General features: G+C 42.2%; 25 protein-coding genes and 1 tRNA gene. 11 read left to right on the top strand and 15 right to left on the bottom strand.

Annotation, left to right across the window (positions count from 1 at the left end):
• Positions 1–46: 46 nt before the first annotated feature.
• The 4 genes from PQO05_RS04745 to PQO05_RS04730 form a co-directional block, all read right to left on the bottom strand.
• Positions 47–616 carry a Crp/Fnr family transcriptional regulator gene (locus PQO05_RS04745; protein WP_273631518.1) on the bottom strand — a complete coding sequence of 190 codons (570 nt, stop codon included), beginning with the start codon at positions 614–616 and terminating at the stop codon, positions 47–49.
• A gap of 668 nt (positions 617–1,284) precedes the next feature.
• Positions 1,285–2,631 carry a site-specific integrase gene (locus tag PQO05_RS04740; protein ID WP_273631517.1) on the bottom strand — a complete coding sequence of 449 codons (1,347 nt, stop codon included), beginning with the start codon at positions 2,629–2,631 and terminating at the stop codon, positions 1,285–1,287.
• Between the two features lie 199 nt (positions 2,632–2,830).
• Positions 2,831–2,903: transfer RNA gene (locus tag PQO05_RS04735), tRNA-Phe, on the bottom strand.
• A 165-nt stretch (positions 2,904–3,068) separates the two neighbouring features.
• Positions 3,069–3,548 carry a hypothetical protein gene (locus tag PQO05_RS04730; protein ID WP_273631516.1) on the bottom strand — a complete coding sequence of 160 codons (480 nt, stop codon included), beginning with the start codon at positions 3,546–3,548 and terminating at the stop codon, positions 3,069–3,071.
• 46 nt (positions 3,549–3,594) lie between these two features.
• On the opposite strand from PQO05_RS04730, the gene PQO05_RS04725 reads away from it, so the two are divergent.
• The 3 genes from PQO05_RS04725 to PQO05_RS04715 are packed head-to-tail and all read left to right on the top strand — an operon-like array spanning position 3,595 to position 4,781.
• Positions 3,595–4,080: an ABC transporter ATPase gene (locus PQO05_RS04725; protein WP_273631515.1), complete on the top strand. Its 486-nt coding sequence runs from the start codon at positions 3,595–3,597 to the stop codon at positions 4,078–4,080.
• A gap of 6 nt (positions 4,081–4,086) precedes the next feature.
• Positions 4,087–4,374, top strand: coding sequence for a YciI family protein (locus PQO05_RS04720; RefSeq protein WP_273631514.1), 288 nt, complete (start codon positions 4,087–4,089; stop codon positions 4,372–4,374).
• Positions 4,375–4,397: 23 nt separating this feature from the next.
• Positions 4,398–4,781: a hypothetical protein gene (locus PQO05_RS04715; protein ID WP_273631513.1), complete on the top strand. Its 384-nt coding sequence runs from the start codon at positions 4,398–4,400 to the stop codon at positions 4,779–4,781.
• Between the two features lie 115 nt (positions 4,782–4,896).
• On the opposite strand, the gene PQO05_RS04710 is transcribed toward PQO05_RS04715, so the two are convergent.
• Entirely contained in the window at positions 4,897–5,289 is a 393-nt protein-coding gene (locus tag PQO05_RS04710) for a group III truncated hemoglobin (RefSeq protein ID WP_273631512.1), read from the bottom strand.
• Between the two features lie 352 nt (positions 5,290–5,641).
• On the opposite strand from PQO05_RS04710, the gene PQO05_RS04705 reads away from it, so the two are divergent.
• Positions 5,642–6,649 (top strand): IS110 family RNA-guided transposase, encoded by a 1,008-nt coding sequence (locus PQO05_RS04705; RefSeq protein WP_273631511.1) that lies wholly within the window; start codon positions 5,642–5,644, stop codon positions 6,647–6,649.
• A gap of 107 nt (positions 6,650–6,756) precedes the next feature.
• Here PQO05_RS04705 and mtgA read toward each other — a convergent pair whose 3' ends face one another.
• From mtgA to rpsF, 4 genes are all read right to left on the bottom strand, one after another.
• Complete coding sequence (gene mtgA, locus PQO05_RS04700; protein ID WP_273631510.1) at positions 6,757–7,446, bottom strand: monofunctional biosynthetic peptidoglycan transglycosylase; 690 nt, start codon at positions 7,444–7,446, stop codon at positions 6,757–6,759.
• Between the two features lie 117 nt (positions 7,447–7,563).
• Positions 7,564–8,007, bottom strand: coding sequence for a 50S ribosomal protein L9 (rplI, locus tag PQO05_RS04695; protein ID WP_273631508.1), 444 nt, complete (start codon positions 8,005–8,007; stop codon positions 7,564–7,566).
• Positions 8,008–8,025: 18 nt separating this feature from the next.
• Positions 8,026–8,289, bottom strand: coding sequence for a 30S ribosomal protein S18 (rpsR, locus tag PQO05_RS04690; RefSeq protein ID WP_074487626.1), 264 nt, complete (start codon positions 8,287–8,289; stop codon positions 8,026–8,028).
• The gene (rpsF, locus tag PQO05_RS04685; RefSeq protein WP_273631506.1) at positions 8,289–8,654 is read right to left on the bottom strand and encodes a 30S ribosomal protein S6; all 366 of its coding nucleotides are present in this window, start codon (positions 8,652–8,654) and stop codon (positions 8,289–8,291) included. The genes rpsR and rpsF overlap by 1 nt, the downstream gene beginning before the upstream one ends.
• An 830-nt stretch (positions 8,655–9,484) precedes the next feature.
• Here rpsF and PQO05_RS04680 point away from each other — a divergent pair.
• Positions 9,485–9,691 (top strand): YtxH domain-containing protein, encoded by a 207-nt coding sequence (locus PQO05_RS04680; protein WP_273631505.1) that lies wholly within the window; start codon positions 9,485–9,487, stop codon positions 9,689–9,691.
• A 501-nt stretch (positions 9,692–10,192) separates the two neighbouring features.
• Here PQO05_RS04680 and PQO05_RS04675 read toward each other — a convergent pair.
• A complete protein-coding gene (locus tag PQO05_RS04675) occupies positions 10,193–11,776 on the bottom strand; it encodes a carboxylesterase/lipase family protein (RefSeq protein ID WP_273631503.1) in 1,584 nt (527 codons plus the stop codon).
• 180 nt (positions 11,777–11,956) lie between these two features.
• Here PQO05_RS04675 and PQO05_RS04670 point away from each other — a divergent pair, with 180 nt between their 5' ends.
• Complete coding sequence (locus PQO05_RS04670) at positions 11,957–13,009, top strand: linear amide C-N hydrolase (RefSeq protein ID WP_273631502.1); 1,053 nt, start codon at positions 11,957–11,959, stop codon at positions 13,007–13,009.
• A 548-nt stretch (positions 13,010–13,557) separates the two neighbouring features.
• Here PQO05_RS04670 and PQO05_RS04665 read toward each other — a convergent pair.
• Both PQO05_RS04665 and PQO05_RS04660 read right to left on the bottom strand, forming a co-directional pair.
• On the bottom strand, positions 13,558–14,280 hold the full coding sequence (locus PQO05_RS04665; protein WP_273631501.1) for a LytR/AlgR family response regulator transcription factor: 723 nt from the start codon (positions 14,278–14,280) through the stop codon (positions 13,558–13,560).
• Positions 14,277–15,359 (bottom strand): sensor histidine kinase, encoded by a 1,083-nt coding sequence (locus tag PQO05_RS04660; RefSeq protein WP_273631500.1) that lies wholly within the window; start codon positions 15,357–15,359, stop codon positions 14,277–14,279. The genes PQO05_RS04665 and PQO05_RS04660 overlap by 4 nt, the downstream gene beginning before the upstream one ends.
• 256 nt (positions 15,360–15,615) lie before the next feature.
• Between PQO05_RS04660 and PQO05_RS04655 the strand changes: the two genes are divergently transcribed.
• The 4 genes from PQO05_RS04655 to PQO05_RS04640 all read left to right on the top strand — a co-directional run bounded on the left by PQO05_RS04655 (position 15,616) and on the right by PQO05_RS04640 (position 22,304).
• Positions 15,616–18,468, top strand: coding sequence for an outer membrane beta-barrel protein (locus tag PQO05_RS04655; protein ID WP_273631499.1), 2,853 nt, complete (start codon positions 15,616–15,618; stop codon positions 18,466–18,468).
• 122 nt (positions 18,469–18,590) lie between these two features.
• The gene (locus PQO05_RS04650) at positions 18,591–19,145 is read left to right on the top strand and encodes a hypothetical protein (RefSeq protein WP_273631498.1); all 555 of its coding nucleotides are present in this window, start codon (positions 18,591–18,593) and stop codon (positions 19,143–19,145) included.
• A 481-nt stretch (positions 19,146–19,626) separates the two neighbouring features.
• Complete coding sequence (locus tag PQO05_RS04645; protein ID WP_273631497.1) at positions 19,627–19,944, top strand: hypothetical protein; 318 nt, start codon at positions 19,627–19,629, stop codon at positions 19,942–19,944.
• A 68-nt stretch (positions 19,945–20,012) separates the two neighbouring features.
• The gene (locus PQO05_RS04640; RefSeq protein ID WP_273631495.1) at positions 20,013–22,304 is read left to right on the top strand and encodes a TonB-dependent receptor; all 2,292 of its coding nucleotides are present in this window, start codon (positions 20,013–20,015) and stop codon (positions 22,302–22,304) included.
• Between the two features lie 71 nt (positions 22,305–22,375).
• Here the strand turns inward: PQO05_RS04640 and PQO05_RS04635 are convergent, their stop codons facing one another.
• Genes PQO05_RS04635 through PQO05_RS04625 form a run of 3 tightly spaced genes read right to left on the bottom strand, consistent with a single transcriptional unit; the run spans position 22,376 to position 23,640 of the window.
• Positions 22,376–22,846, bottom strand: a complete 471-nt coding sequence (locus tag PQO05_RS04635) for an SRPBCC family protein (protein WP_273631494.1) — start codon at positions 22,844–22,846, stop codon at positions 22,376–22,378.
• Between the two features lie 37 nt (positions 22,847–22,883).
• On the bottom strand, positions 22,884–23,207 hold the full coding sequence (locus PQO05_RS04630; protein ID WP_273631493.1) for an ArsR/SmtB family transcription factor: 324 nt from the start codon (positions 23,205–23,207) through the stop codon (positions 22,884–22,886).
• Positions 23,188–23,640, bottom strand: a complete 453-nt coding sequence (locus PQO05_RS04625) for an SRPBCC family protein (protein ID WP_273631492.1) — start codon at positions 23,638–23,640, stop codon at positions 23,188–23,190. The genes PQO05_RS04630 and PQO05_RS04625 overlap by 20 nt, the downstream gene beginning before the upstream one ends.
• A 335-nt stretch (positions 23,641–23,975) precedes the next feature.
• Here PQO05_RS04625 and PQO05_RS04620 point away from each other — a divergent pair, with 335 nt between their 5' ends.
• Complete coding sequence (locus tag PQO05_RS04620; RefSeq protein ID WP_273631490.1) at positions 23,976–25,175, top strand: glycosyltransferase; 1,200 nt, start codon at positions 23,976–23,978, stop codon at positions 25,173–25,175.
• The last annotated feature ends 111 nt before the right edge of the window (positions 25,176–25,286 follow it).

Raw genomic sequence — 25,286 nt, 5'->3', positions numbered from 1 at the left:
AGGTGAGTAAAAGGGAGCAATGGACCACTTGACAAAAATCAAGAAATTAAAAAGCTTGTTTTTTCCGGATACGACTGAATGTTTCCGGTGTCATACCGAGCATAGAAGCGAGATATTGCAGGGGCACTTGGTTAAAAAGTTCGCGGTTCTGCTCAAATAAACTTTTGTAGCGTTCTTCAGCAGAAAGAGAGATCAAATCGAAAACACGGCTTTCCATAAAAATGAAGCACTTACCGATGAATCGTTTTTCAAATTCGTTCCAGGCGGAAATCTTTTTACTAAGCGACTGGTATTGTTCGTAGCTGATTGTCAATAAACGAGAATCCGTCAGCGCCTGAACATTTCGCAACGACGGATTTTGATAAAAGAAAGCGTCGAAATCGGTCACAAAGGAGTTTTTTGTACTGATCCATTGTGTGACTTCCCTGCCGGGCCGGCTCACATAGATCCGTAGCATGCCTTCCTGTATAAAGCTGAGCCTCTTACCGGGCGAACCCGAGCGTAAAAAATATTCGCCTTTTTTAATGGTTTCGGCGCTGAAGGAACTGGCCAGTGTTTGGCAGTCATCGGTACTGATATCAAAATATTGATGGAGATAGTTTTTGAACTCGGTCATCTGGCACATGGTCGCTATTAAAATCTTAAAGGTGATTAAAGTATGTGAAAATATCACTTGACAAAAATCAAGAAAATATGGGCAGCTTATTTTTACTTTTGCCTTTTATAATTTTTCTGCCGAAATAACTTTGAGTCAGCAGTTTCACGAACATTCCTTTCAAAACGAGGATTTTTGTACTTTTTAAGCAAAAGACGAAAAGCCCGAATTGAAAATCCGGGCTTTTTAACAATTCACTTTAGCAATTGTTAGCAAGTTTTCTTTAACTATAGCCGTATAAATTAAATATGGAGACCCGGTCTTATTCTGGTTCCTGGATTAAATAGACCCGAATCGCCGCTTTCATCGTCGTAACAAAAGTACCTAACTGAAAAAATTAAAGGGTAGACAAGTTAATGACATTTCAGTAAATTTAAGCATAAGAATAGGCAGAACCCTGTTCAAATTCATTGAGTAAATGCCGCCTCAAGAAGAGCTTGGTAAACAACTCTCATTGAAACAGCTTTTACTCGTTTTGATTTCGATTGCCGGTTCATTCCCTAAACCATATTGAGCCTAAGGCGATAATGTAAGGATAGGTGACGCTTTCTAATCATGCATTGTCACAAAGCTACTACCGACAAACCACCCTTATCATTAGGTAAATAAATGTTCTTCACCGATAAATTCTAAAACTGCATTCGCAAAATTTCTGGTTTAACGGTAATTTCTGAAGGCACCTCAATTCTATCTCCGGTGATGCCAAGTGCTGTAGCTAGGTCGTAACAGGAGAGAAGGCCGATAACTTTAGATTGCACTTCATCAATAATATCCCAGTTCTTAGCGACATAAATATCGGTAACACGGTTCGACTGATCTTTGTGGTTCATCGAAAGGCCGACGTCATCCATACTGAAGCGGCATCTGTTTCTTGCAAAATCACCAAACGCGTGCCGCGCATCATAAAACTCAGGATCGCTATGGCCGAGCGCAGCACCTATCTTTTTAATACCGAAAGCAAGAGCATGATCCAAACCGCTATGGCTGGCGTAACGTTTTTGCAAGGTGCCAGCATATTTGGTATAAATGGGCCTTGCTTCTTCAGGAATCAAAATATTGATATATGCTTGATCACGCCTTCTGCTAGCTGTTTTTGAGCGATTGTAGCCGATCCGTATGTTTGAATCATCGGCAGGTGGGAGTTTATACATATCCACAGCATTCATTCCACATAGATAAAAGCTTAACATGAAAAGGTCGCGGGCAAGTTCGGCACGGGAGCCCGGTTCTGCTTTAAAATCCCTTATGGCTGCCACCTGTGCTATTGTCAGCTTTGGTTTTTCCTTTGGCAGTACCTGTGGTATTTTGTATTTCTTGAAAGGATAGTGTTTCACAACAATCACTTCCTCGTCTTCATCATTATAAAATTCCTTAATGTTGTTAAACAGTATTCGAAAATCGCGCATGTGATTATGCAGCCCGTTATTCGTCAAACCGTCTATCGCCCGCGTTTGAGGCCTCTGAAACTGATCGAGCCGTATCTGGACACGTGGCTTCCGAAGAAATGCCTCATATTTAAGAAGCATCTTAAATCGGATATCGTTGATCCGGATATCTTCCGTACCGAAAAAATCGATCAGGCTATTAACCACCGTTTGCATATTTTTTGCACTGCCCAAGCGGTTAGCCTGTGTTAGTTCCTCGATACGTTTCCGGCCGAAAGCAACAACATTAATATCTTCTGCTTTGATCTCCTTTTTACCGATCAAGTAATCGGCTAACTTTGCCGCGGAATAGGTATCGAGTTTGCTAGCTAGGTCCCCGATCTTTTTTCTGTATTGGGTCAATACCGGTTCAATCATCGCGAGAATGCCTGGATCTTTGATCTGATTCTTTTTCCAGATCTGTCTTGAATTTACGAAATGGGATGTTTCAATGTAAGATGAACTGCCGTCTTTGTTCACTCTGATCTTTACATTCCAAGTCCCATCTTTTCTTTTTTTTAATGGAAGGATAACCGCATGTACTGTAGCCATATTCTTGACTTTACAGGTCCTAAAAAAACGCACCCAATTCGCTGACAATTTTGGGACAATTTTTTTGGACCGAATTCGACATATTTTTTTGCTGAATTGCAAAGACACCCGATCGGGTTACCTGAGAAGTATTAGCACAAAATAGCTTTTTTAAACAAAAAAAGGCCATTTTCGATTGAAAATGACCTTTTTGATGTTGTGGTACCAACTGGGATCGAACCAGTGACACAAGGATTTTCAGTCCTTTGCTCTACCATCTGAGCTATGGTACCCTTCGTCCGTTTCGGGAATGCAAATGTAGTGTCTTTTTCTATTTTATAAAACTTTTTTTTCAAATAGCTCAAAACATCCTGTTTATCAGCTATAAAAGTTTTTCAGGCGGGTTACCGGGTCGGTTTAACAGCAGAACCGGCAGTCTTTTCCGCTTAAAAAATCTTTTAATTTTTCCCCTTAAAGTAAATTAAAGCATCATGCAAGCTATCCAAACGCTCGGCATCCATGTTTTTAACCTGGATATTGAGCGATGTAGCCATACTATCAATATCACCTTTGGGGTCATTATAGGTTTGTACAATAATATCGTCGGCAATGGTTTTAAGCTGTAAGGTACCTGCTGTGGTGGTGCCCAGGTAACCCATATCGTTAAAACGGTGCAGATGGAACGAGTAATACTCCTGCTTGCCATTGGTATATGTTTTACGCAGGCGGATAAAAGCATTGTCGGTAACGCTAAGTTCCCACTTCTTCAATTTGGCATCACCATCGGCATTATAGGCTTGTGTGAGGCATTTGTTACTCCAGGTAAGCCATTGCTGTTCGTCCATGGCATAAGTAAAGCACAAACTTGCAGAACCAAGTGCGGCGATAGAAACTATCAAAAAATGCTTTTTTAACCCCATCCGCACAAATTTCAACATGGCAACTATTTGACAACCCTAAGTTAATAAATTGATACCTTTGTGTATGCAATTTTCTGAAAATTCGAGAGTGTGGATCTACCAGGCCGACCGCAAACTTAGCGAAGCCGAAACCCAGCAGCTGCAACAGCAATTAAACAGCTTTACACAAAGTTGGACTGCACACAACAATGCATTGAAAGCCGGAGCCGAAATACGCTACAATCGCTTCATTGTACTTGTTGTTGACGAAAGCCAGGCCGGGGCCAGCGGATGCTCTATCGATAAATCGGTTAATTTTATGAAACAGGTAGAACAGCATTATAACATCAACCTGTTCGATCGTTTTAATCTGGCATACCGCGATGGCGCCGATGTACTATCTGCACCACGCGCACAATTCGAAGATCTGATTAAACAAGGTAGTATAAATCAAGACACTGTTGTTTTTAACAACCTGGTACAAACCCTTGCCGAGCTGGACACCAAATGGGAAGTACCCTTTAAAAACAGCTGGCACCCGCAATTATTCCGTGATTTAATTACGGTGTAAATTATCATGTTTATCATCGACCTTAAATACACCGCCCCGCTCGAACAATTGGATGAGTACATGGCGGAACATGTTAAATATCTTAACAAGTATTACAAGGCCGATGTGTTTATTGTATCGGGTCGTAAAGTGCCGCGCACAGGTGGCATTATCCTTGCCCAAGCCAATTCGAAAGAAATACTTGAAAAGATTATTGTTGACGATCCTTTTTATAAATACAAGTTGGCTGAATTTACGATAACGGAGTTTTTAGCTTCACAATCACATCCTGATTTAAAGCATCTAATCAGATAATAATACCTAATTAAACAACAAAGATGAGCTGGGACGTAGTACTTTTTAATTCGACAGAACAAATTGCAGATTTGGAAACGCTGAACAAGCAAGCCTTAAAACCGGCAGAATTCTGCAAAAAGCTGAAAGCCCATTTCCGTAATATTGAGGAAGAAGATGATTTTAGGGTAATTGAACTTAACGATGGCAATATCGAGTACGAGTACAACGCTACGCCATCAAACAATCTTTTGTTAAGCCTCGACAGTGAACCTGCCTTTTTCGCCCTCGCAGAGTTTGCCAAAAAGAATAAATACCAGATCTACGATGCCAGTTTAGACAGTATGATCAACCTCGATAAACCGCACGTTAATGGCTATAAAGATTATTTGGCTGAGGTGAAAGAGGATTTAAAGAAGAAGGATTAGAAAACAAACGAGAGCAGGGGCTGTCATACTGAGCTTCGTCGAAGGACGAGCGTCGGCCCTCTGCACCATACTTCGACGAAGCTCAGTATGACACCCGGACTTTTACGGTTCTATTCTACTGCACAAACCCACTCCCATGATTCCTAAAGTAAGCGATCTTACCTTCAAACATCTTCGCAATATTACCGGCACGCCATTTGGCTTCGTCAGCTTTTTCACCGGTAAATAATTCGTCGATAGTTTGGGTAAACAAGCTTAGCCAATGCTCAAAATGCTCATGCCCTACGGGTAGGTTCATGTGTGGCGGAAACGGGCGACCGTTGTAGGTATGCTCTTCCAGTAATAAGGTTTGCCAGAACGAATACATTTTTTCGAGGTGCTGCGGCCAGCGGTCTTGTATCCGCTCGTTAAATATCGGGCCCAGCAAAGCATCGCTTTTTATTTTGGTATAAAAAGTATCAACGAGGAGTTTAACGTCGTTGAGGGTGAGGATTTGATTGACGGGCATGGTGCAAAGGTACGGGGAGTACAGCAACAGGTGGTAATATGCAAGTCAAATAAAATTTGTCATTGCCTTTAGATTAGCTTCAACAAAATAGTATTAGTTATTATTATTGTTGAAGGTTTCTTTTTGCTTCTTTTTCTTTGTTAATAACTATGAATTTTGTGGATAAAGTTAACAACGGTAAGGGGGTATTAATGTCATTGCTAAGCTTGCAGGCTTATTCCTCGATTAAATCCCTTACCGTTCGTTTTAAACTGTGGCATCAAATAGAAATTAGAGTTAGATGGCTCATTAGTAAGGTATTGATGTGGTTTAAAACCTGTTAACTGTTTACTCATATAAACAGTACAAAGTTATGGAATTTGATTTTTTCATCGGCATTGATGTATCAAAAGATGAGCTGGACTTTGCAGTCCGCAACACAGGGGGGTTCTTGTACCATAGGGCAATAGCCAACCAACCGGAGGCGATAGGCACATTTATTAAAGAACTGTGTAAAATACCTGGTTTTGATTTGACAAGGGCAGTATTCTGTATGGAGCATACAGGTATTTACAACAACCATTCGCTGAGTTACCTGCATAAACGCAATGCTCATATTTGCCTGGAAGCTGCCACCCAGATTAAAAACTCGTTAGGCAATATCCGGGGAAAGAATGACAAGATTGATGCTAAACGTATCGCTCAATATGCTTTTGATCAACAAAAGAAACTGTCTTTATGGTCACCTAAGCGTGAAGTAATACAGGAGCTAAGCAGTCTTTCGGTAACAAGGTTAAGGTTGATCTCAGTAAAGAAACAACTGAAGACACCGCTTAAAGAGCATGGTCTGTTTAGTTCTAAAAAGATCGCCAAACAAAATGTAACGATTTGTGCGCATGCATTAAAAGCGATCGAGGCTGACCTTGCCAGAGCAGATAAAGCAATTGAAAAGATCATTGCAGCAGATCCGGAACTAAACCGTTTGTTCGATCTGATTACTTCGGTGAGCGGTATCGGTAAAGTCACAGCTACTCAGATCATCATCACAACAAATGAGTTCAAGGATATTAGGGATCCTAAAAAGTTTGCCTGCTATTCCGGGGTAGTACCATTTACGGATGATTCAGGAAAGCTTAAGAAGAAGCCGCGAATATCACATATGGCCAATAAAAAGGTAAAGACGCTATTACACATGTCGGCCTTGGTTGCTATCCAATATAATGCTGATCTAAAGAGATATTACGAAAGAATGGTAGATCTGGAAAAGAAGAACAAAATGAGTGTGATTAACGCTATAAGAAACAAACTCATTCTACGAATCTTCGCCTGCGTAAACCAAAATAGACCTTATGAAATTAATTATCAAAAAGCTCTTGCATAAACCATAGAAATCGAGGAGGAACGACGTGGCAATCTCGTAGCTGTGCAAATCAACTATGTATGCGACGAGATTGCTTCGTACCTCGCAATGACAAATTATACAAAAGATTAAAAATCCAAAGGTCCTAACCTCCTGATATTCTTCCGAATAAGATACTGATGATGCTTCAAATAATCGCTCGGATTGGTGGGCGACCAATGCAGCGGATTAGGGAATATCGATGCAATAGCAGCAGCCTGGTAAGTATTGAGTTGCGATGCATGTTTATGATAGTACTCTTGCGATGCAGCCTCTACCCCATAAATACCATCCCCCATTTCAATTACATTGAGATAAACCTCCATAATGCGGCGTTTACTCCAGAAGGTTTCTATCAGCAGGGTAAAGTAAGCCTCAAAGCCTTTACGGATGTAAGAGCGGCCCGGCCATAAGAAAACGTTTTTAGCTGTTTGCTGGGAGATTGTGCTCCCGCCCATCAGTTTATGGCTGTGCGCATTTTTATCAATGGCACGCTCCATCGCCTTAAAATCGAACCCGAAATGGTTTAAAAACTTCTGGTCTTCTGCGGCAACGGCGGCGCGTTTCATGGGGTCGGCAATACTGTCGAAGCTTACCCAGTGTTTATCAATTTTCCAATCCTTACCGTCGGCTTTACGCTCGAAGCCACGGGTAAACATCAACCAGGTAACCGGAGGGTTTACCCAGCGGTATAACACCACCCAAAAAACAGTAATGCCAATAAAAGCAATCACAAATATTTTAAGAATACGCAGTATCAGTCTAAATATGCCTCGCATTAGCGGATTGGAATAGGGGTTAAAAAAATAAGGTGCTCAGTAAATATACTAAACACCTTATTTCAATTTATATGTTCAAATCCGGAATCGAAACTCCGGAATCCGAAATCAATACAATTACTCAGCTACAACCTCGAAAGGAACTTTCACTTTCACTTCTTTATGCAGGTTTAAGTTTGCAGTGTATTCACCAACAAATTTAGGGTCCTGATCAAAAGTGATACGGCGACGGTCAACTTCAAAGCCTTGTTTTTTCAATGCATCAGCAACTTGAATTGTGTTGATAGCACCGAAAATTTTACCGGTTTCACCAGCTTTAGCGCCAATAGTTAACTTAACGTTCTCTAATTTGGTAGCCAGTTCATCAGCATCCTTACGGATTTTGTCTTGTTTAAACTGAGCTTGTTTTAAGTTTTCAGCTAATACTTTACGAGCCGACTCGGTAGCTAAGATAGCAACACCTTGTGGGATCAAAAAGTTACGGCCGTAACCTGGTTTTACTTTAACGATTTCGTCTTTCTCACCAAGGTTTTTAACATCCTGTTTTAAAATAATGTCCATTTCTTAAGCCTCCTGTGATTATTTCAACGAATCTGTTACGTAAGGTAATAAACCGATGTGGCGAGCACGTTTAACCGCTTGAGCCACTTTACGCTGAAACTTTAATGAAGTACCAGTTAAACGGCGAGGTAATACTTTACCCTGGTCGTTAACAAACTTCAAAAGGAAGTTAGCGTCTTTGTAATCGATGTATTTAATACCGTTCTTTTTGAAACGGCAATATTTTTTGCGGTTATCCTCCACTTTAGGAGCAGTAACATACTTAATTTGTTCTGTAGCCATTAGTTTGCTGCCTCCTCTGCTTTAGCTGATTTTTTGTTGAAAGCGCCGCTGCGTTTTTTGTCATTGTAAGCAATGGCGTGTTTATCAAGGGCGATAGTTAAGAAACGCAATACGCGCTCATCACGTCTAAATTCAACTTCCAGTTTGTTAATTAATTCACCCGGAGCCTTGTATTCAGTTAAGTGATAGTATCCAGTTGTTTTCTTTTGGATTGGATACGCTAATTTTCTCAAACCCCAATTATCCTCTTGGACAATTTCGGCTCCGTTATCTGTAAGAATCTTGCTGAATTTGGCAATTGCCTCTTTCGCAGCTTCGTCTGATAACAACGGGGTTAGAACGATCACGGTTTCGTACTGTTGCATTATTATACTTTGATTTTTAATGTTTTACCCGCTCTTAACGGGGACGCAAATGTAGGAATAATATTTTATTTAGCAAAGACAATTGTGAATTAGTGAGTTATGAGCAATTTTGAAGGAGTGAATGATAGAAGGAGTGAATTATCAGGCAGTTATAGAACTATAGTTATGATGCGTTTTTTAGCTGCTAAATTCTATTAAAAAACCTTTGTCATTCTGTTAATTTCTAAATTCTGAAAATTATGGTTCAAGACATTCTTAGCGAAGAGATTCTTCACTATCGTTCAGAATGACAAAATAACCTTAATAAATATTTCTGTAAATCAAATCCCTACTCGGGGAGGGGCGCAATTGGCTTGTGTATTGGCAGGGAGGGGTTCTTTCTGCAACTATAAATTCCTATTCACTCTTTCAAAATTCACTCCTTCTCTCATTATCATTATCCTTTGTAAAGCAAAGGCAGTACTAATATTAAAGCCAGCCCCGTTTTCCGCTCATACGCCTGCAGGCCTTAGCCACATGGCCGGTATCCGCTCCACCCGGGTTTAGGTAAATCAATGACAGAAGGAGAGAATGATAGAATGAGTGAATAATTAAACTACATTTTCACTATTCACCATTCATTCCTTCTATCATTCTCTCATTAAATCAATGAGTGAATTTTGAATGATAGAATGAGTGAATAAAAAACTACATCTTTCACTATTCGCTCATTCTCTCCTTCTATCATTCACTCATTAAATTACTCACTCCCTCACTAATTCAAAACTCACAACTAAATAGTTGGCACTAACATTGTACTACACATACCAAATAATTAAAAAATAACAATCATGAACCTATTAAAATATATTGCCATTGGCGCAGCAGTTGCGTACGGCATTAGTTATGTAGTTAAAAAGAACGAAAGCGAAGGCAAATCATTAATTGACGAACTAGCCGACAAAGCGCCCGATTTAGTAGACAAACTGAAAAGCTACGCTAAAGATGCCCTCGAACAAATAACGGATAAAGCCAAAGAAGCTAAGGCAAGCTTCTAAGAAGAGAGTCAAGGATATTCGGATTTCGAATGTTCGATTTCGGATTTAAATTTAAAACAAGAGAGGTTGCGATAGTTTCGTAACCTTTCTTGTTTATAATAGCGTCCTGTTAACGTCAGCAAACGGCTTCGGCTAAAAGCGGACAGAACAATGGTGGCCTGCGCGCAGGAAGAGGCATTGGAGATTTTGCAGAAGGGCTGGCCTGTGCGCTGCGTGAGCAGGGCAAAATATCCCGGCCTGTGGTTCTGTACGCTTGTGCGGAATGGCCTTGTGCGCAAAGAAGCCTTTTGCCGATGAGCCTTTTGATTACTTTTTGGCTAAAAAGTAATAGCTCTACCCGCGGCGATTGAGCGGGACTGACATTGATTAGAGTACAACCTGTTCATAATGTTTTGAAGTATTCAAGTCAGTAATAATCGGTCGGGGATTGCTTCGTTCCTCGCAATGACGAGATGGGTGGAGCTTTATCTCGATTCCTGGCTCTCGACTCTTGCCTCTCTCTTATTGCTTTATCTCCTCCAAAGTCCTGTTCAACAACTTCAGCATAAAATCCAACCGCTCCTTATCCAGTATCGTCTGCACTGATACTTTATCACCCAAAACAATTACCTGGTTAGTTTTCTCATTAAACTGAGGCCATTGCGGTAACCCTTTACCGTTAGGGTCGCCATTACGGGCGAAGTTAACCCAGTAGTCTGACATAGTTTTGCTCAACTGATGATCAACCGGCTGCCATGGGCGATCGAGGAACTTCAGGTCATCCAGCGCATAAGCTACCTCTGCCGTGTGGAACGATTTGTATTTAATGTACTCGCCCTCAGCCGGTGGCCTGCGGGTAAAATTGTAAACATACACCGGTTTATCCCTTCGGCTGCTTTGCAACTTGGCCCATTGGTAGCCCGATAAAGCAAAAGTAACATCGCGGTTTAATTGTACCTGAGAGTTGGCTGCCTCTTCATCTGTACCGGCAGGATAATATTTTAATACATCATTAGCACGGGCACCGTAATCGGCACGCAGTTGCTTAATATAATCTTCTTTATTTTTAAGGTTAGGCACAATACCCTCATCGGCGTTCCAGCCCACAATTACCGGGATCTTATTTTCCTTCTTTTCGGCAAAGATCTGGTAAACGGGTTCGGGCAATATATTATAAACATCGGCAATTGGCCCGAACTGGCCTTTTACCTTTTCTAACAGTTGTTGTGATGATAAGGCCCGCAGATCCTGCAGCGAAGTTACCTCTGCGCCTTTGGCCGCCACCACGCCTTGTGCTTCGGCTGTGTTGAGGTCTATCATTTTTTTGTTCTGGTTGCTGATCATCATCGAACCGCTTTCGGCAATAGCCTGCTGAAATAATCCTTTAGCCTTCGGCGAAGCCACCAAACAATTCACACTCATTGATCCTGCCGACTGCCCAGCAATGGTCACATTATCCGGGTCGCCGCCAAACGCTGCGATGTTTTTCTTCACCCATTTCAATGCAGCAATCTGGTCCATCAAACCATAATTACCCGAACTATGGATCAGCGACTCTTTACTCAATTCCGGGTGCGCAAAAAAGCCGAATACCCCTACCCTGTAATTGAATGATACAAATACCACGTCCTTACGTGCCATTGCCTCGCCATCATAAATGGGTACACCCGCACCACCGGTACCAAAACCACCACCGTAAATCCACACCAGCACAGGCTTTTTGTGCGTACTGGCCGTTTTGGTCCACACATTTAAATAAAGGCAATCCTCACTAATCGGTGCTTCGGGAATCAGGAACTCGTTCGTCCACACAAAAAACAGTTTAGGCGCAGGCTGCATTGGGCTTGGGCCAAAGTCATCACACTTACGTACACCTTCCCAATGTATGGCTGGTTGCGGTGCTTTCCACCGCAAATTACCAATTGGCGGCGCAGCGAAAGGGATTCCTTTAAAGGCCATCACATCCCCCGATGAGCTTTTTACCCCCGATACCAGGCCTTGTTCTGTCTTTACAGTTGGCGGCAAAGGCGAATCACTATTTCGCTTAAAAGCAATAAAAATACCGGCTAAAATAAATGCGAAGAACAGAGTAAAAAGTTTTTTCATTTGTGAGAGATTTAAATGGTAACTAAAGCTAATTAATAATGTTTTACCGGCAAGTAAAAGATAGCTTACAATTCACAGGTTTCATTTTGTAAACTGGAACAGAAGCAATTATGAATTGTATAAATATTTTACTCCCTTTGGTTAGCGTACAATTTTTATTCATTATAAAACCTCTTATCTATGAATCATCAATTACTACAAAAATCGGCCATCGTATTATTGTTCTTAATGATAGTTTCTCAAACTATCGACTCCGTTGCCTGTACCCGGGTAATGTATCAGGGCCCAAACGGCACGGTAATTACCGCGCGTTCAATGGACTGGAGCGATGATATAGCCAGCAACCTTTGGATCTTCCCACGGGGTATGGCACGCAGCGGCGAGGCCGGACCGAATTCTCTTAAATGGAAATCAAAATACGGTAGTGTAATTACATCGGGTTATGACATTTGCAGCACCGATGGCATGAACGAAAAAGGCCTGGTTGCCAATCTGCTCTGGCTGGCCGAATCGCAGTACGAAAAATACGACGGCAAAAAACCAGGGCTTGCTATATCTGCCTGGGTACAATATGTGCTGGATAACTTTCAAACGGTTAATGAGGCTGTTAACGAACTGGCCAAACAGCATTTCACTGTAGTTACAGCCAATGTGCCAGGAACCGACCGCATGGCCAATCTGCACCTCGCCATTTCAGATCCATCGGGCGATAATGCCATCTTCGAATACGTCAACGGCAAACTCGACATCCACCACAACAAGGCTTACCAGGTGATGACCAATTCGCCCATATTTGAAAAACAACTGGCCTTAAATGAATACTGGAAAGAAATTGGCGGCACTACCATGCTGCCTGGCACCAACCGCGCCGCCGACCGTTTTGTGCGTGCATCATTTTACGTTCATGCCATTCCGCAAACAGATAATATCCATATTGCAACAGCCAGCATGTTTAGCGTGATCAGGAATTGTTCTGTGCCTTATGGCATCACCACGCCCGGCCAGCCCAATATATCAAGTACCCGCTGGCGCACCGTATCTGATCAGAAAAATCTGGTCTATTACTTCGAAAACGTACTAAGCCCCAATACCTTTTGGGTTGATTTAAAAAAGGTTGATTTTGCAGCAACTGCCAGTGTAAAAAGGCTTGCTGTTTCTAAAGGGGAGATTTACGCCGGCGAAACGAGTAAGGATTTTAAGGTTACTAAGGCGTTTCAGTTTGCAGGGCTGTAGATTTAAGCATCTTTAATTTTTGTCATTGCGAGTCCCAACAGCTGTCGGGATGGCAATCTCGTCATATACATAGTCTATCTGATCTGTACAGCTACGAGATTATTAATGAAGTGTTTGTTTTCATCGGTATTAATAAGCTCCCTACGGTCGGTTGTCCACGTCGTTCCTCCTCGCAATGACAAAATTAATAGTTGCCGAACCAACCACTACCTTAACATAACCTCTTCTAATGCAGCATTGGTAATGTTGCGGTAACCACTGTCCCTGCCCAACCACTGCACTCGATAGCAACAGGACTCGGCTGCGACTTTTTCTTTGGTTCGTTTCTTTTTGAGAGAAAAAGAAATGAACATCCACTGACAATCATTACATACACCCGTTCCTAATGGAAAACGGATTGTGCGGTATTGATGGCAGTGCGAATCGGTTAGAGATTGCTTTCCCGAAATAAATCCGGGACAGGCTGTTCCTCGCAATGACGTGGTAGTATGAACGTTCTTTATGAAAGAAGGTCTTGTCGCTTGTTTCTTATCTCTTGCTTCTCCTCCTCACCCCCATTTACTAATAAATCCATTAAAAGCATCCTTATACTGCTCGCCAACACTGATGTTGATATCACCTATTTGCAGGGTATTTCGGGTAACAGAATTAATCTGATCAAGCGATACGATGAACGAGCGGTGTACGCGCATAAAGCGACGGGATGATAGTTTCTCTTCGAGGGCCTTGAGGCTAGTGAGCGATAACAAAGGCTTTGGTGCGCTTTTGAGCCAGATCTTTACATAATCTTTAAGGCCTTCTATATATAAAATATCATTCAACGCTACGCGGACTAACTGGTATTCTACCTTGATGAAAAGGTATTCATCTTCCTGCTTGGGTTCTTCGGCGGGTTTGTTAATCAGTTCTTTGTATTTGAGGGCTTTTTGGGCGGCTCGGAGAAATTCCTCGTAGTTAAAGGGTTTCAGCAGGTAATCCAAGGCATCAACCTTGTACCCTTCTAAAGCAAACTGGTTGTAGGCCGTGGTGAAAATAATGCGGGGTTTATTAACACGGCTATCCAGCACACGGGCCAGCTCAATGCCGTTGAGGTTAGGCATTTGTATATCAAGGAACAGCAGGTCTATATCTTCATCATTCAAAACCTTTAAAGCTTCTACCGCGCTCGAGAGGCGGCCTTTGAGATTAAGAAAAGGTGTTTGCTCAATAAACGAACTCACCAGGCCCAATGCCAGAGGTTCATCATCAACGGCGATGCAATTTAGTATCATGATAAGTTGAGCGTTAGTTTAACATTATATTGATCATCAGCAGTGCGTTCAATGATTAGGGTGTGATGATTGGGGTAGATCAGATCCAGCCTGCGGCGGGTATTGTTTAAACCTATGCCACTATCGCCTTCTACCTGTACCTGCGGGTCATCGAAAATAGTGTTGCTTACATTCATACTGAGCAGGCCATCGTTCTGCGTTATCACAATGGTAATATTGCTTGGATCGGTAGAGCTTATACCGTGTTTAAAAGCATTTTCAACAAAAGGTAAAAAAAGCATTGGGGCAATTTGCTCGTCCTTTAAGTTTTCGGGATAAATAAATTGCAGCGTTACCCTGTCGGTCAAACGTAGTTTCATCAGTTCGATGTAGTCTTTAATAAACCCGATTTCTTTACTTAAAAAAGTGGTATCCTGCTGCGTTTCATACAACAGGTAACGCATCATGCGCGACAGTTTATGGATAGCCTCGCGCGATGCTTCTACATCAACCACCGTAAGGGCATAAATATTATTCAGGGTATTAAAAAAGAAATGGGGATTGATTTGCGCTTTCAGGAACGATAGCTCGGATGTTGTTTTCTCCTGCTCCAGTTCCTGTCTGCGTTGCTGATCCGACTGCCATTTTTGGATGGCTGTAACACTGGTACTGATTCCCAGAACCAATGAAGTCATGGTAAGCATCAGTACAGAAAAATCCCGTTTATGATCACGCGGATGAGGCGGACCGTGCTGATGGAAAGCTTTATCCATTAACTGCGGGATATGTAGCCAGGGATCCATCCAGCTATTAATAAATAAAACAAAGCCTACAAGCAGTATTAACAGGATAAAAAAATCGCGGGTCCGGTTTTGCAGCAGAAACTTTGGTACAAACAGGTTGGCATTAACATAGTATGATATAATAAGCAATGCCAATACAATAGCCTGCTTTATCCATAATTGAATGGGGATGGCAATATTCCACGACAAGGGTTGATACACAAACAGCACCACCGCTATTACCGTCCATATTAAAATATGAATGAGCACCAGTACGGAGATAGACTTCTTGAATTTATGGGTCGATGGTTCTGACATGGACAAAAATTTAACGAATACTTAATCAATATAAGCCTTAATGGTTGTTAACCGCAATTAAAATCTATCAAATTGAGCCAAACACCGACGAAGGGCTAAGATTACCCGTTTAACACTACGTCAAACAATGATTATCTATCAAACAGGCACTTATAGAGTAAAACAAGGCCTCGGTCTACATTTATAAGCTCACTGTCTATCGCCTTTTTTAGTATGGCATGCAAGCCATTGTTTTGCAGCATTAATTAAACTAAAAATGAAGATACGATATGCTTTACTCATTATTATGCTGCTTGCCGGCATTGCCACAACCAAAGCCCAAACGGCAAGGCCGGTAAGCGGGATTGTTAAAGACTCGACAGGTTTAAGCGTTATTGGTGCTACCATCAAACTCAAAACCGGGAAAGACAGCGTGAGCACGGCTACCGATGCCAACGGCGCTTTCAACTTTAATAATGTACAGGGCAATACTTTCGACCTTACCTTGACCTCTATTGGTTTCCAACCTTTAAAACGCCATATAATTCTCCCGGCCGATGTAAAAACGGTTAACCTGGGTACCATTGTGATGAAGTTTGAATCGCACATGCTGAATGGCGTAACCATTACCGATATTAACCCGGTTAAGCTGAAGGAAGATACCATTGAGTTTAAGGCCGATGCCTACAAAGTGCGCGACAACGCCCCGGTTGAAGATGTACTGAAGAAACTGCCCGGTGTTGATGTGGATAAAGACGGTAATGTTACAGCACAGGGAAAAAGCGTGACCAAAGTGCGCGTAAACGGTAAAGACTTTTTTGGAGGAGACTTAAAAACTGCCACCAAGAACTTACCTGCCGATGTGGTTGAGAACATCCAGATCATTGATGATTACGGTGACCAGGCCAACATTACAGGCCTTAAAACCGGCGAGCCCGAAAAAGTACTAAACATTACTATTAAGCCAAGCAAAAACTACGGCTACTTTGGCCAGGCCTCGCTTGGTGATGGTGCAGATGCTATCCCACAGGAGAAAGATAATCGTTATGTGGCATCGGCTACGGCATTCAGCTTTAACGGCGACAGGCAGTTGGCTTTTTTGGGCAACTTAAATAATACCAACACTAACCTGTTTAGCTTTGGCGGCGGTGGTCCGCGTGGTGGCGGTCCGGGAGGGCCTCCGGGTGGTGGCAGTTCATCTAATACTAATGGCATTACTACAGCGCGTTCTATCGGTTTAAACTACCGCGACTCTTGGGGCAAACATATTACCGCTTATGGCAGCTACAGTTTTTCTGATAATACTACCAATACCATCAGCTCAACCATTCAGAATAACACTTCGCTCACCAACCCCATTGTTAATAATGTAGCGAGTAACCAAACCGACGAAAAGATTAACCATCGTTTTAACTTCAACATCGAATACAAGCCAGATACGGTTAACTATTTAAAATTTGTGCCCAGCATTTCTTATGCGGGTGTAAAAACCAATCAATCGGCATCGAGCTTATTTATGCAGAACGACCAAACGGTTTCTGATTATAACCTGCTCTCTACCCTCAACTCATCGGCACCTAATTATGGCGCTAATTTATTGTACAATCACAGGTTTAATCGCAAGGGACGTAACTTCAGCATCAATGTAAGTGCAGGCTCGGCTAAACTTGATCAGACACAGAACCCGGTTTATAGTTACCTGGTTGGTGTAGCTAACGCGCCTGTAAACCAATTGATCAATACTAATGTGCGTACCGATACCGTAGGTACTTCGCTCTCATACATGGAACCAATAAGCAAGCATGGGTATTTAGAACTGAACTATGCCTATCACCATGCTTACACCACATCTGATAAAGAGACCGATACTTTAACCACGCTCAATACCCGTAATAACTACGCGTTGTTGAGTAATGATTATAACTTCACTTTCATCACCAACCGTTTTGGTTTGAATTATCGCTTCATCCAAAAGAAATATAATTACACTTTAGGTATCGCTGCACAGCCATCTATATTGGATGGTAACTCATTAACCACCGGGACACAAACACACATTACCACCTTTAATATTGCACCTACTGCAAGGTTTATCTACAACTTTTCGCGCAGCCAAAGCTTGAGCTTAAATTATAACGGCGCAAGCAATCAGCCAACTTATAATGAGCTACAGCCGGTGGTGGATTTCTCAAATGCATCGTACCCGGTGCAAGGTAATGCCAACCTAAAGCCCGAGTTTAACAACAACTTCTCGGTAAAGTATAACCAGTTTAATTTTGCTACAGGCAATATTTTGTTCACCAATTTATCGTTCACGCAAACTGATAATAAAATTGTAGCCAATACCATTAGCTACCCTAAAGTTTATACACCGACCCCTAAACTGGCCGGTACTATTTTAACCAACTACTTAAATGCCGATGGTTACTATGGCGGCAATGCCAACTATGTTTTTGCCAAACCCTGGGAGAAACGCAAGTACACGCTGATGTTTAACGGTAACATTGCATATAACAACAACATCTCGTACATCAGCAACGTGGCCGACGATACTTACGCCATGACCACCGAGAAAAACATTGCCAAAAACCTGGTATTAACCCAGGGTACAAAATTCCGTGTGGATATTACCGATGTAATTGATGCCGAAGCAAGCGCCAGCTACAGCGTTAACCATACCACTAACTCTATCAGCCAGGCTAATGTTAACAACAACTTCCAGACGATAAACCTGGGGATAAACGGTAAAAACTATTTCTTTAAGGATTATACCCTGAGCTACGATTACAGCAAGGTGATTTATGAAGGTTTCACAGGATCAACCAACCCCAACATTTTAAATGTGTATGCGGAGAGACGCTTTCTGAAGAACAATGCAGCTACGATCCGCCTATCAGCTTTCGATCTGTTTAACCAGAATACCGGTTACACCACAACCAGCTCCAGCAGTTATGTAACCCAGACCCAGGCCAACCGTTTAGGCCGGTACTACCTGTTAAGCTTTACATTGAAACTGCAAAAATTTGCTGGTAAACGCCCAAGCCCTGGTGATGGCCCGCCGGGCGGCGGACCGGGTGGAGGCCGTTTCCCTGGCGGAGGCATGGGCGGCCCTCCCCCGGGTGGCGAATAATAATATAACGAATGGGGATGGGTTTAAACCCTGTCCCCATTCGTCGATAGATATGGCTTGTTCGCCGACACTTGTTTAGACATACATAACCGGTCTTTTATTTTTAACAACAACTATTGATTATGGCAACTGCGTTAATAAAGCTAACCTACAAACACGTTATAGATGCTAACGCGCAAACAGATTTTGAGCGTAATATTTTTAATGCCACATACCAGGAGTTCAGGATGAAATCTCAGGCTTACAACCTGGATGGCGAACTGAAAACTTTCACCGAAATGAAAGCCAGAGACAGCCGCGCCAACTCTATGCACTACAAAATGAGCGTTGCAGGCCTGCACTTTTTAATACCGTTGAATAACAAGATTCCCTTTTTGCAGGATACCCTTGGTAATGAGTTGAACTATGAGCAACCAGTTTTTGAACTAATAGAATCGGACATTACACAGATTAATGCCCATCGCCTAAGCATCAAATTTATCACCGGGACGTTGATGCTGCACCAGGTAATCGGCAATAACATGATCCTGTCGTTAGAAGATTTACTGCAAGACGACCGGGATTTCATAGACACCTTTACCCTGCCCATGCAACCCGGCCTTGCTATTACCAGTTATCGCGAACTAAGCAAACAAAGTGCACCGCCTGTCATGAACACTTCGTTTAAAAATAACTAAAGCGAATTTTAACAACGTCCAATACCCCATCTAAATAACTATATAAAAGCCGTTCCGAAAAGCTGCCGCAAGGCGGCTTTTTTTGTGGATGGATCTCTCCTTTTTTGTCATCTCGAACGATAGTGAGAGATCTTGTAATACGTGAAGTCCTGTCGTACAAGATTTCTCCTATCGTCGAAATGACAAATTTATTAAACTCAATTTTTATTGGCCTGTCACACTGAGCCCCGTCGAAGTGTCGCGCGCAGAGGCCTGCCCACCATGCTTCGACGAAGCTCAGCATGACAACCCCTTTCTTTTAAAAGCTTGCTTCCTCCCGACAACCGACAACTGATAACCGACAACCGACAACCAAATTCCAAACAATTAAACCAAATCCGTGTAAAATATGAACGCATTGTAACTTTTACACGCTAAATGTTACAAAGTTGCTATACAGATATGGATAATATTGCTTTAATATCGGTTATATTTGCCCGGGATGACTATTAAACAACAATCGGCTAAAATATTGGTGGCTTTTGTGCTGCTAATGACCTTTATACTGGGTCAGCTTATTGTTATTGCGCATAGTCACAAGCAAACTTACGCCAGTCACCAAAGCCAGTCTAAAAAAGGCGATACGGATGATAAGTGTAAAACCTGCGCACAAAACAGCCACGCACAATTATTCTACCAGCAACAGCAGGATCTTTTTAGCCTGGCTGTGGTTAACATTAAAAGCTATCAGGCGCCGCAGGATATTTATCAAAATATTACACGGCAGCAATTCGGCAATAAAGGTCCGCCAATAGGTTAATAAACTCCGGTCAGGCCGCCCCACCTGCATATTCAAGCTTATTAATTGTATAAAAGATTTTTTCTCCGATGACTATAAAATACTCATTCAGCGCAATGCTGATGTTTCTGATCCCTGTTTACCTTTTCGCCAACGGCAATGTTACCGGTAAGGTTACCGATGCCAAAACCCACGAAAGCGTACCGGGTGCCACCATAACCATTCCGCAATTGCGTATTACTACTATTACAGATGGGCAGGGCCAATTCACCATCAAATCACTACCCAACAAGGGTAAATATTTAGTACAGGTACAATCATTGGGTTACAAACCGATGGTTAAAACTGTAGATTTTTCTGTACCCGGATCACTTGACTTTGCCTTAGAATCGAGCAATATCGAAACCCACGAGGTTATTATTACCGGTACACCAATTACTTCAAACAATAAATACAACAGCACATCAGCTGCCGTGGTATCGCGCGAAGACCTGCTGGCTCCTTCATCAAACTTAATTGATGGTTTATCGCGCTCTGTACCGGGCGTAAGCCAAATCACTACCGGTCCGGGTATTTCTAAACCCATCATTCGTGGTTTGGGCTACAACCGTGTAGTTACGCTGATGGATGGTGTTAAACAGGAAGGCCAGCAATGGGGTGATGAGCACGGTGTAGAGATTGACCAAAACCAGGCCGACCGCGTAGAAGTACTACGCGGTGCTGCATCACTGATGTATGGCTCTGACGCTATCGGCGGGGTGATTAACGTACTGGAGCCTTTGGCGCCATCATCGGGCACTGTTAAGGGCGAAGTGTTATCGAGCTACTCTACTAATAACGGTTTAAGCAACAGCTCGGTAATGTTAACCGGTAACGAGAATGGCTTTGTTTGGCGCGGCCGTGGTTCGTACCAAAACGCTTACTCATTTAATACACCTGCGGGTTACTATATCAACAGTGGCTACAACAACACCAGCTTTAGCGGTATGCTGGGGCTAAATAAAGGCTGGGGCTATTCGCACTTAAACTTCTCTTATTTTAAAGATAATATCGGTTTCTATGATTCTGATCCAGGCGATCCATTATATACTAACGATGGCAAAAGCCGCACGCTGGATTTTCCACGTCAGGACATCCGCCAGTATAAAATCGCTTTAAATAATAACTTTTTAATTGGTACCGGTTCGTTGAAACTGGATCTGGGCTATCAGAAAAATCAGCGCCGTGAGTTGGACGATCCTATCCCTTCACTATTCTTTGATCTGAACACTTACTCCTTAGATGCTAAATATTATCTGCCTGAGAGCAATGGCTGGCAGCCTATTTTTGGTGTTGCTGCAAGTGATGCGCATAGCGTAAATAAAGGCACCGAGTTTTTGATCCCTGCTTATGACCAGACTACCGCCGGTGCATTTGGCTACATCAAAAAAACTTGGGGCACCAATACCTTTAACTTTGGTTTACGGTACGATTATGTGAACAATAACGGCAAGCAGTTATTTGTTGACGGCGAGCAAAAGTTCACCGGCTTTAAAAACAACTTTAGCAATGTGAGCGGTGCGGCAGGTTATACCCACGTGTTTAATGACATATTAAGCTTTAAAGCTAACGCCGGTACGGCATTCCGCGCACCAAACCCGGCCGAGCTGGGTTCGAACGGCGTTCATGAGGGAACTTCGCGTTACGAAGTTGGTAACCCTGACTTGAAACCAGAGCGCAGCTACCAGGCTGATGCGGCTTTAGAGTTCGGTAAAAATGTAATTACGGGTAGCATTGGTATCTACGAAAACTATATCCATAACTACATCTACGCATCAACCACCAAAGGCGACGAGATCACCATTACCAACGATGCCGGTGCACTGCAAACTTTTGATGTTTACCGCTACGGCCAGGTTAATGCTAATCTGTATGGCGTGGAGGGTAACCTGAACATCCACCCTACCTCATACCTGCACCTGGATAATACTTTCAGCTATACTCATGCGCAGAATGAGTCGTTCGACAGGCCGTTGCCATTAATCCCGGCTGGTGTAATACACAATACCTTGCGCTTTGAGCCTAAAGTAAAAGGATTGAAAGATTTTTATGTATCTGCAGGCTTGGATAACTATTTTAAACAAAGCCGCATTGATGCCACTTTCGAAACGCCAACCAACTCATACACCTTAATCAATGCGAGCATAGGCACTACTTTAAAATTGGGTGCACAACCGTTGAAACTGTATGTAACCGGCTCTAACCTTACCAACAAGAAATACTACGATGCCCTGAGCCGTTTACGCCCGGGCCGCTTATCGCAGGAAGATCCTACTTACGGGGTTTACAATCCGGGGCGCAATATTACGTTCGGGGTTTATCTGCCGTTCAATATTAAATAGACAAAAATCATATCAAAATAAAAAAGGGTTGTATTTAAATGCAACCCTTTTCTGTTTAAAACTATTCTCATTTATACTTCGGTCCTTACAATCTCATCAGTTTTCAGGTGAGGTTGACCTTTGCCTGTGGTTATCAGGTTTAACAAACTGTGTTGTAAAAAATAGTTCCAGCCCTGGAAACAATCCTTATAACACTCGCTTTCGGGCACTAAACCTACGTGGGTAAAATGCAAGACTGTTTTGCCATCCTGTTGCGAAATCTCGAAAACAATCTGGCTGTCCGTCCATTCGGTTTTATCTTCCAGAAAACTCAAATAACAATCGGTAACCAGCCAAACCACTTTTTCATTCGGGATTACCTGGGTTAATTTTTGTTTAGAGTAATGCATGTCTGCAAAGCGGACTTCAAACTCATCATCCAGCTTTTCTGACGCACCTTTAAAATCCTCCGACCACCAGGCCGGTACGTTGTTAATCGCGTGGAATACCTCTTCCGGCGATTGATCTACCAATAAGGTAGTGCTAAAATTTGTTGCTGCCATTTTTTTAGTTTTATGGTTAATAGATGTGTTACACGTATTAATTCGGCAATTTGCTGTTCAGCAGGTCCCCGAGGTTCTTGAGTTTCGATGCCCAGAACTGGTCGAAGTAGTTAAGCCAGGCCTGTAGTTCTTCAAAACCATCCTTTTTTAAGGTACAGTATCGCTCTCGGCCCATATCCTGGATGGAGATAAAACCGGCCACTTCCAATATTTTTACATGCTTGGATACCGCAGGGCGGCTCATGTCGAAGTTATCGGCCAGGCTGTTGATGGTGAGGCTATCCTGCGATAGCAGCATCAGCATCTTGCGCCTGCTGGGGTCGCCTATCACCTGGAAAGTATCAAGCGTTGGTATGGCCATGTTCGGTAGCGTTGATGAGTTTGGCAATCTTTTCAAATTTCTCTAACCAGCCTTGCAGTAAGCCATTGTACATGGTGAGGTTTTCTTCTTTCTCGAAACCGCTATGCTCCAGGTATACCACGGTGCCGTTGTCCTTAGGTTCCAGTTGCCATATCACAACCGATTCCAGATTGATCTCGCCATCACCCGGTCCGCTATTCCACGAATAGGAAAGCCTTTTGTGCGGTACGATCTCCAATACCTTGCAATAAAAAATACCGTCGAAATTGAGGTTTGGGATCGGGCCTGTTCTAAACTGAAAGTCGAACCCAACAATAGGCTGGAAATCATTTTTCATAAGCCACTGGCTCATCAGTTCAGAATTGGTGAGATACTCCCACACCAGTTCGGGCGCGTGAGGGTAGAAAAATTGATGCTTAATAACTTTTTTCATAATAAGTAACTTTGAGGCTACTCAAATATATAAGTAACTTTTGGGTTACGCAATATATTTATAAAAATAATTCTCAAATAGTTGGTTGGTCTATCTTTAATGGTATTTTTAGGCTCCTAAATCATTATCATTTATATGCCCATAAGCTATATACAACCTTTAGTTGTAACATTTACCATTATAAAAGCGCCGTTGCAAAGGCTTAACGCGTACAGATTTCGTATTTATCCTACTTCAAATACTGACAAGAATGTGTGCGATATGTAATAGAAATAATAAGTTTCAACACCGATTAATGCATTCTCCGAAAAAATCTTTATTTTGAGGACGGTTTTATGGCATTAATAAATAAGGTAATTGTAATTTTAGCTAACACACGTTTTGATAGCGCTATAAGGGCAACATCATTATTTGTGGCGCGCAACCTGGCTAAAAACAACAAGGTATATTTTGTTGATTACCCCTTTACGCTTAAAGATTACTTTACCCATAAAAATTCTATCGAGTTAAAAGTGCGTAAACCCAAGTTTTCACTTTTAGCCGATGGTGTGCTCGATACCGATATTGATAACTTTAAGGTGATCATAGCGCCACCCGTAGTCCCCATTAACTTTTTGCCCGAAGGTGTAATTTTCAGAACAGCTTTAAAGGCTAATGAAGCAATTATCAGCAAAAGGATAAAAAAGGTTTTAAAGAAAGCGGGGGTACAGAAGTTTATCCTCATTAACTCTTTTAACTTCCACTACCCTAATATTGCTAAAAGCATTAAACCCATTTTATCTGTTTACCAGTGTGTTGACCCGATGATTGTGCCTTATGATATGAAGCACGGCATTATATCAGAGAACATGCTGGTTAAAGAAAGTGATGTGGTGATATGTACCAGCAAGGCCCTTTATAACGAAAAGAAAAGCCAGAACCCTAACACCTATTTTGTACCCAATGCAGCTGATATTGAGCATTGCAGCAAGGCATTAAACGCTGGCTTGCCGGTTCATCCAAAAATCAAGGATCTGCCTAAACCTATAATTGGCTACCTGGGCACGCTTGAGCGGCGTATGGATTACAATTTATTGTTAGAAGTTGTAAAAGCCAATCCCGAAAAAACCTTTGTATTGGCCGGGCCGGTTTGGGACAACCATGTACCTGCCGAATTTTTTAAAACGCCAAATGTACATATCATTGGCACTATCCCCTACAGCGAAGTACCGCAGTTGGTTAAGGGTTTCGATGTAGCTATTATCCCTTTTAAAAAGGATGAGGTAAGTTCTACCATTTTCCCGCTCAAACTTTTCGAATATCTCTGTGCAGGCAAACCGGTTGTAGTGACAGATTTTAACCCCGACCTCAAAGACTACACGGCTGATACTGTTACTTACGCAGGTACCCCTGACCTGTTTACTATAGCCTTAAACGAGGCCATAGCCAACAATAACGAAGCAGAAATAGCTAAGCGTACAGCCATAGCCAAATTAAATACCTGGGAAAAACGCAGCGACGATATTGCGGAGATAATTAGTAAGCACCTGGACTAATTCGGCAATTTGACAATTTGTTAATTCGGCAATGAATTGTCTGAATCTGAATTTACAGAATTAAAGAATTAACAGAATTTCTTAATCCTGAATAAAAAGATGCCTAAATAA

This window comes from Mucilaginibacter jinjuensis (assembly GCF_028596025.1).
Classification (GTDB): Bacteria; Bacteroidota; Bacteroidia; order Sphingobacteriales; family Sphingobacteriaceae; genus Mucilaginibacter; species Mucilaginibacter jinjuensis.
The sequence above is the reverse complement of the archived record's forward strand: the minus strand, read 5'-3'. Positions and strand labels throughout refer to the sequence as shown.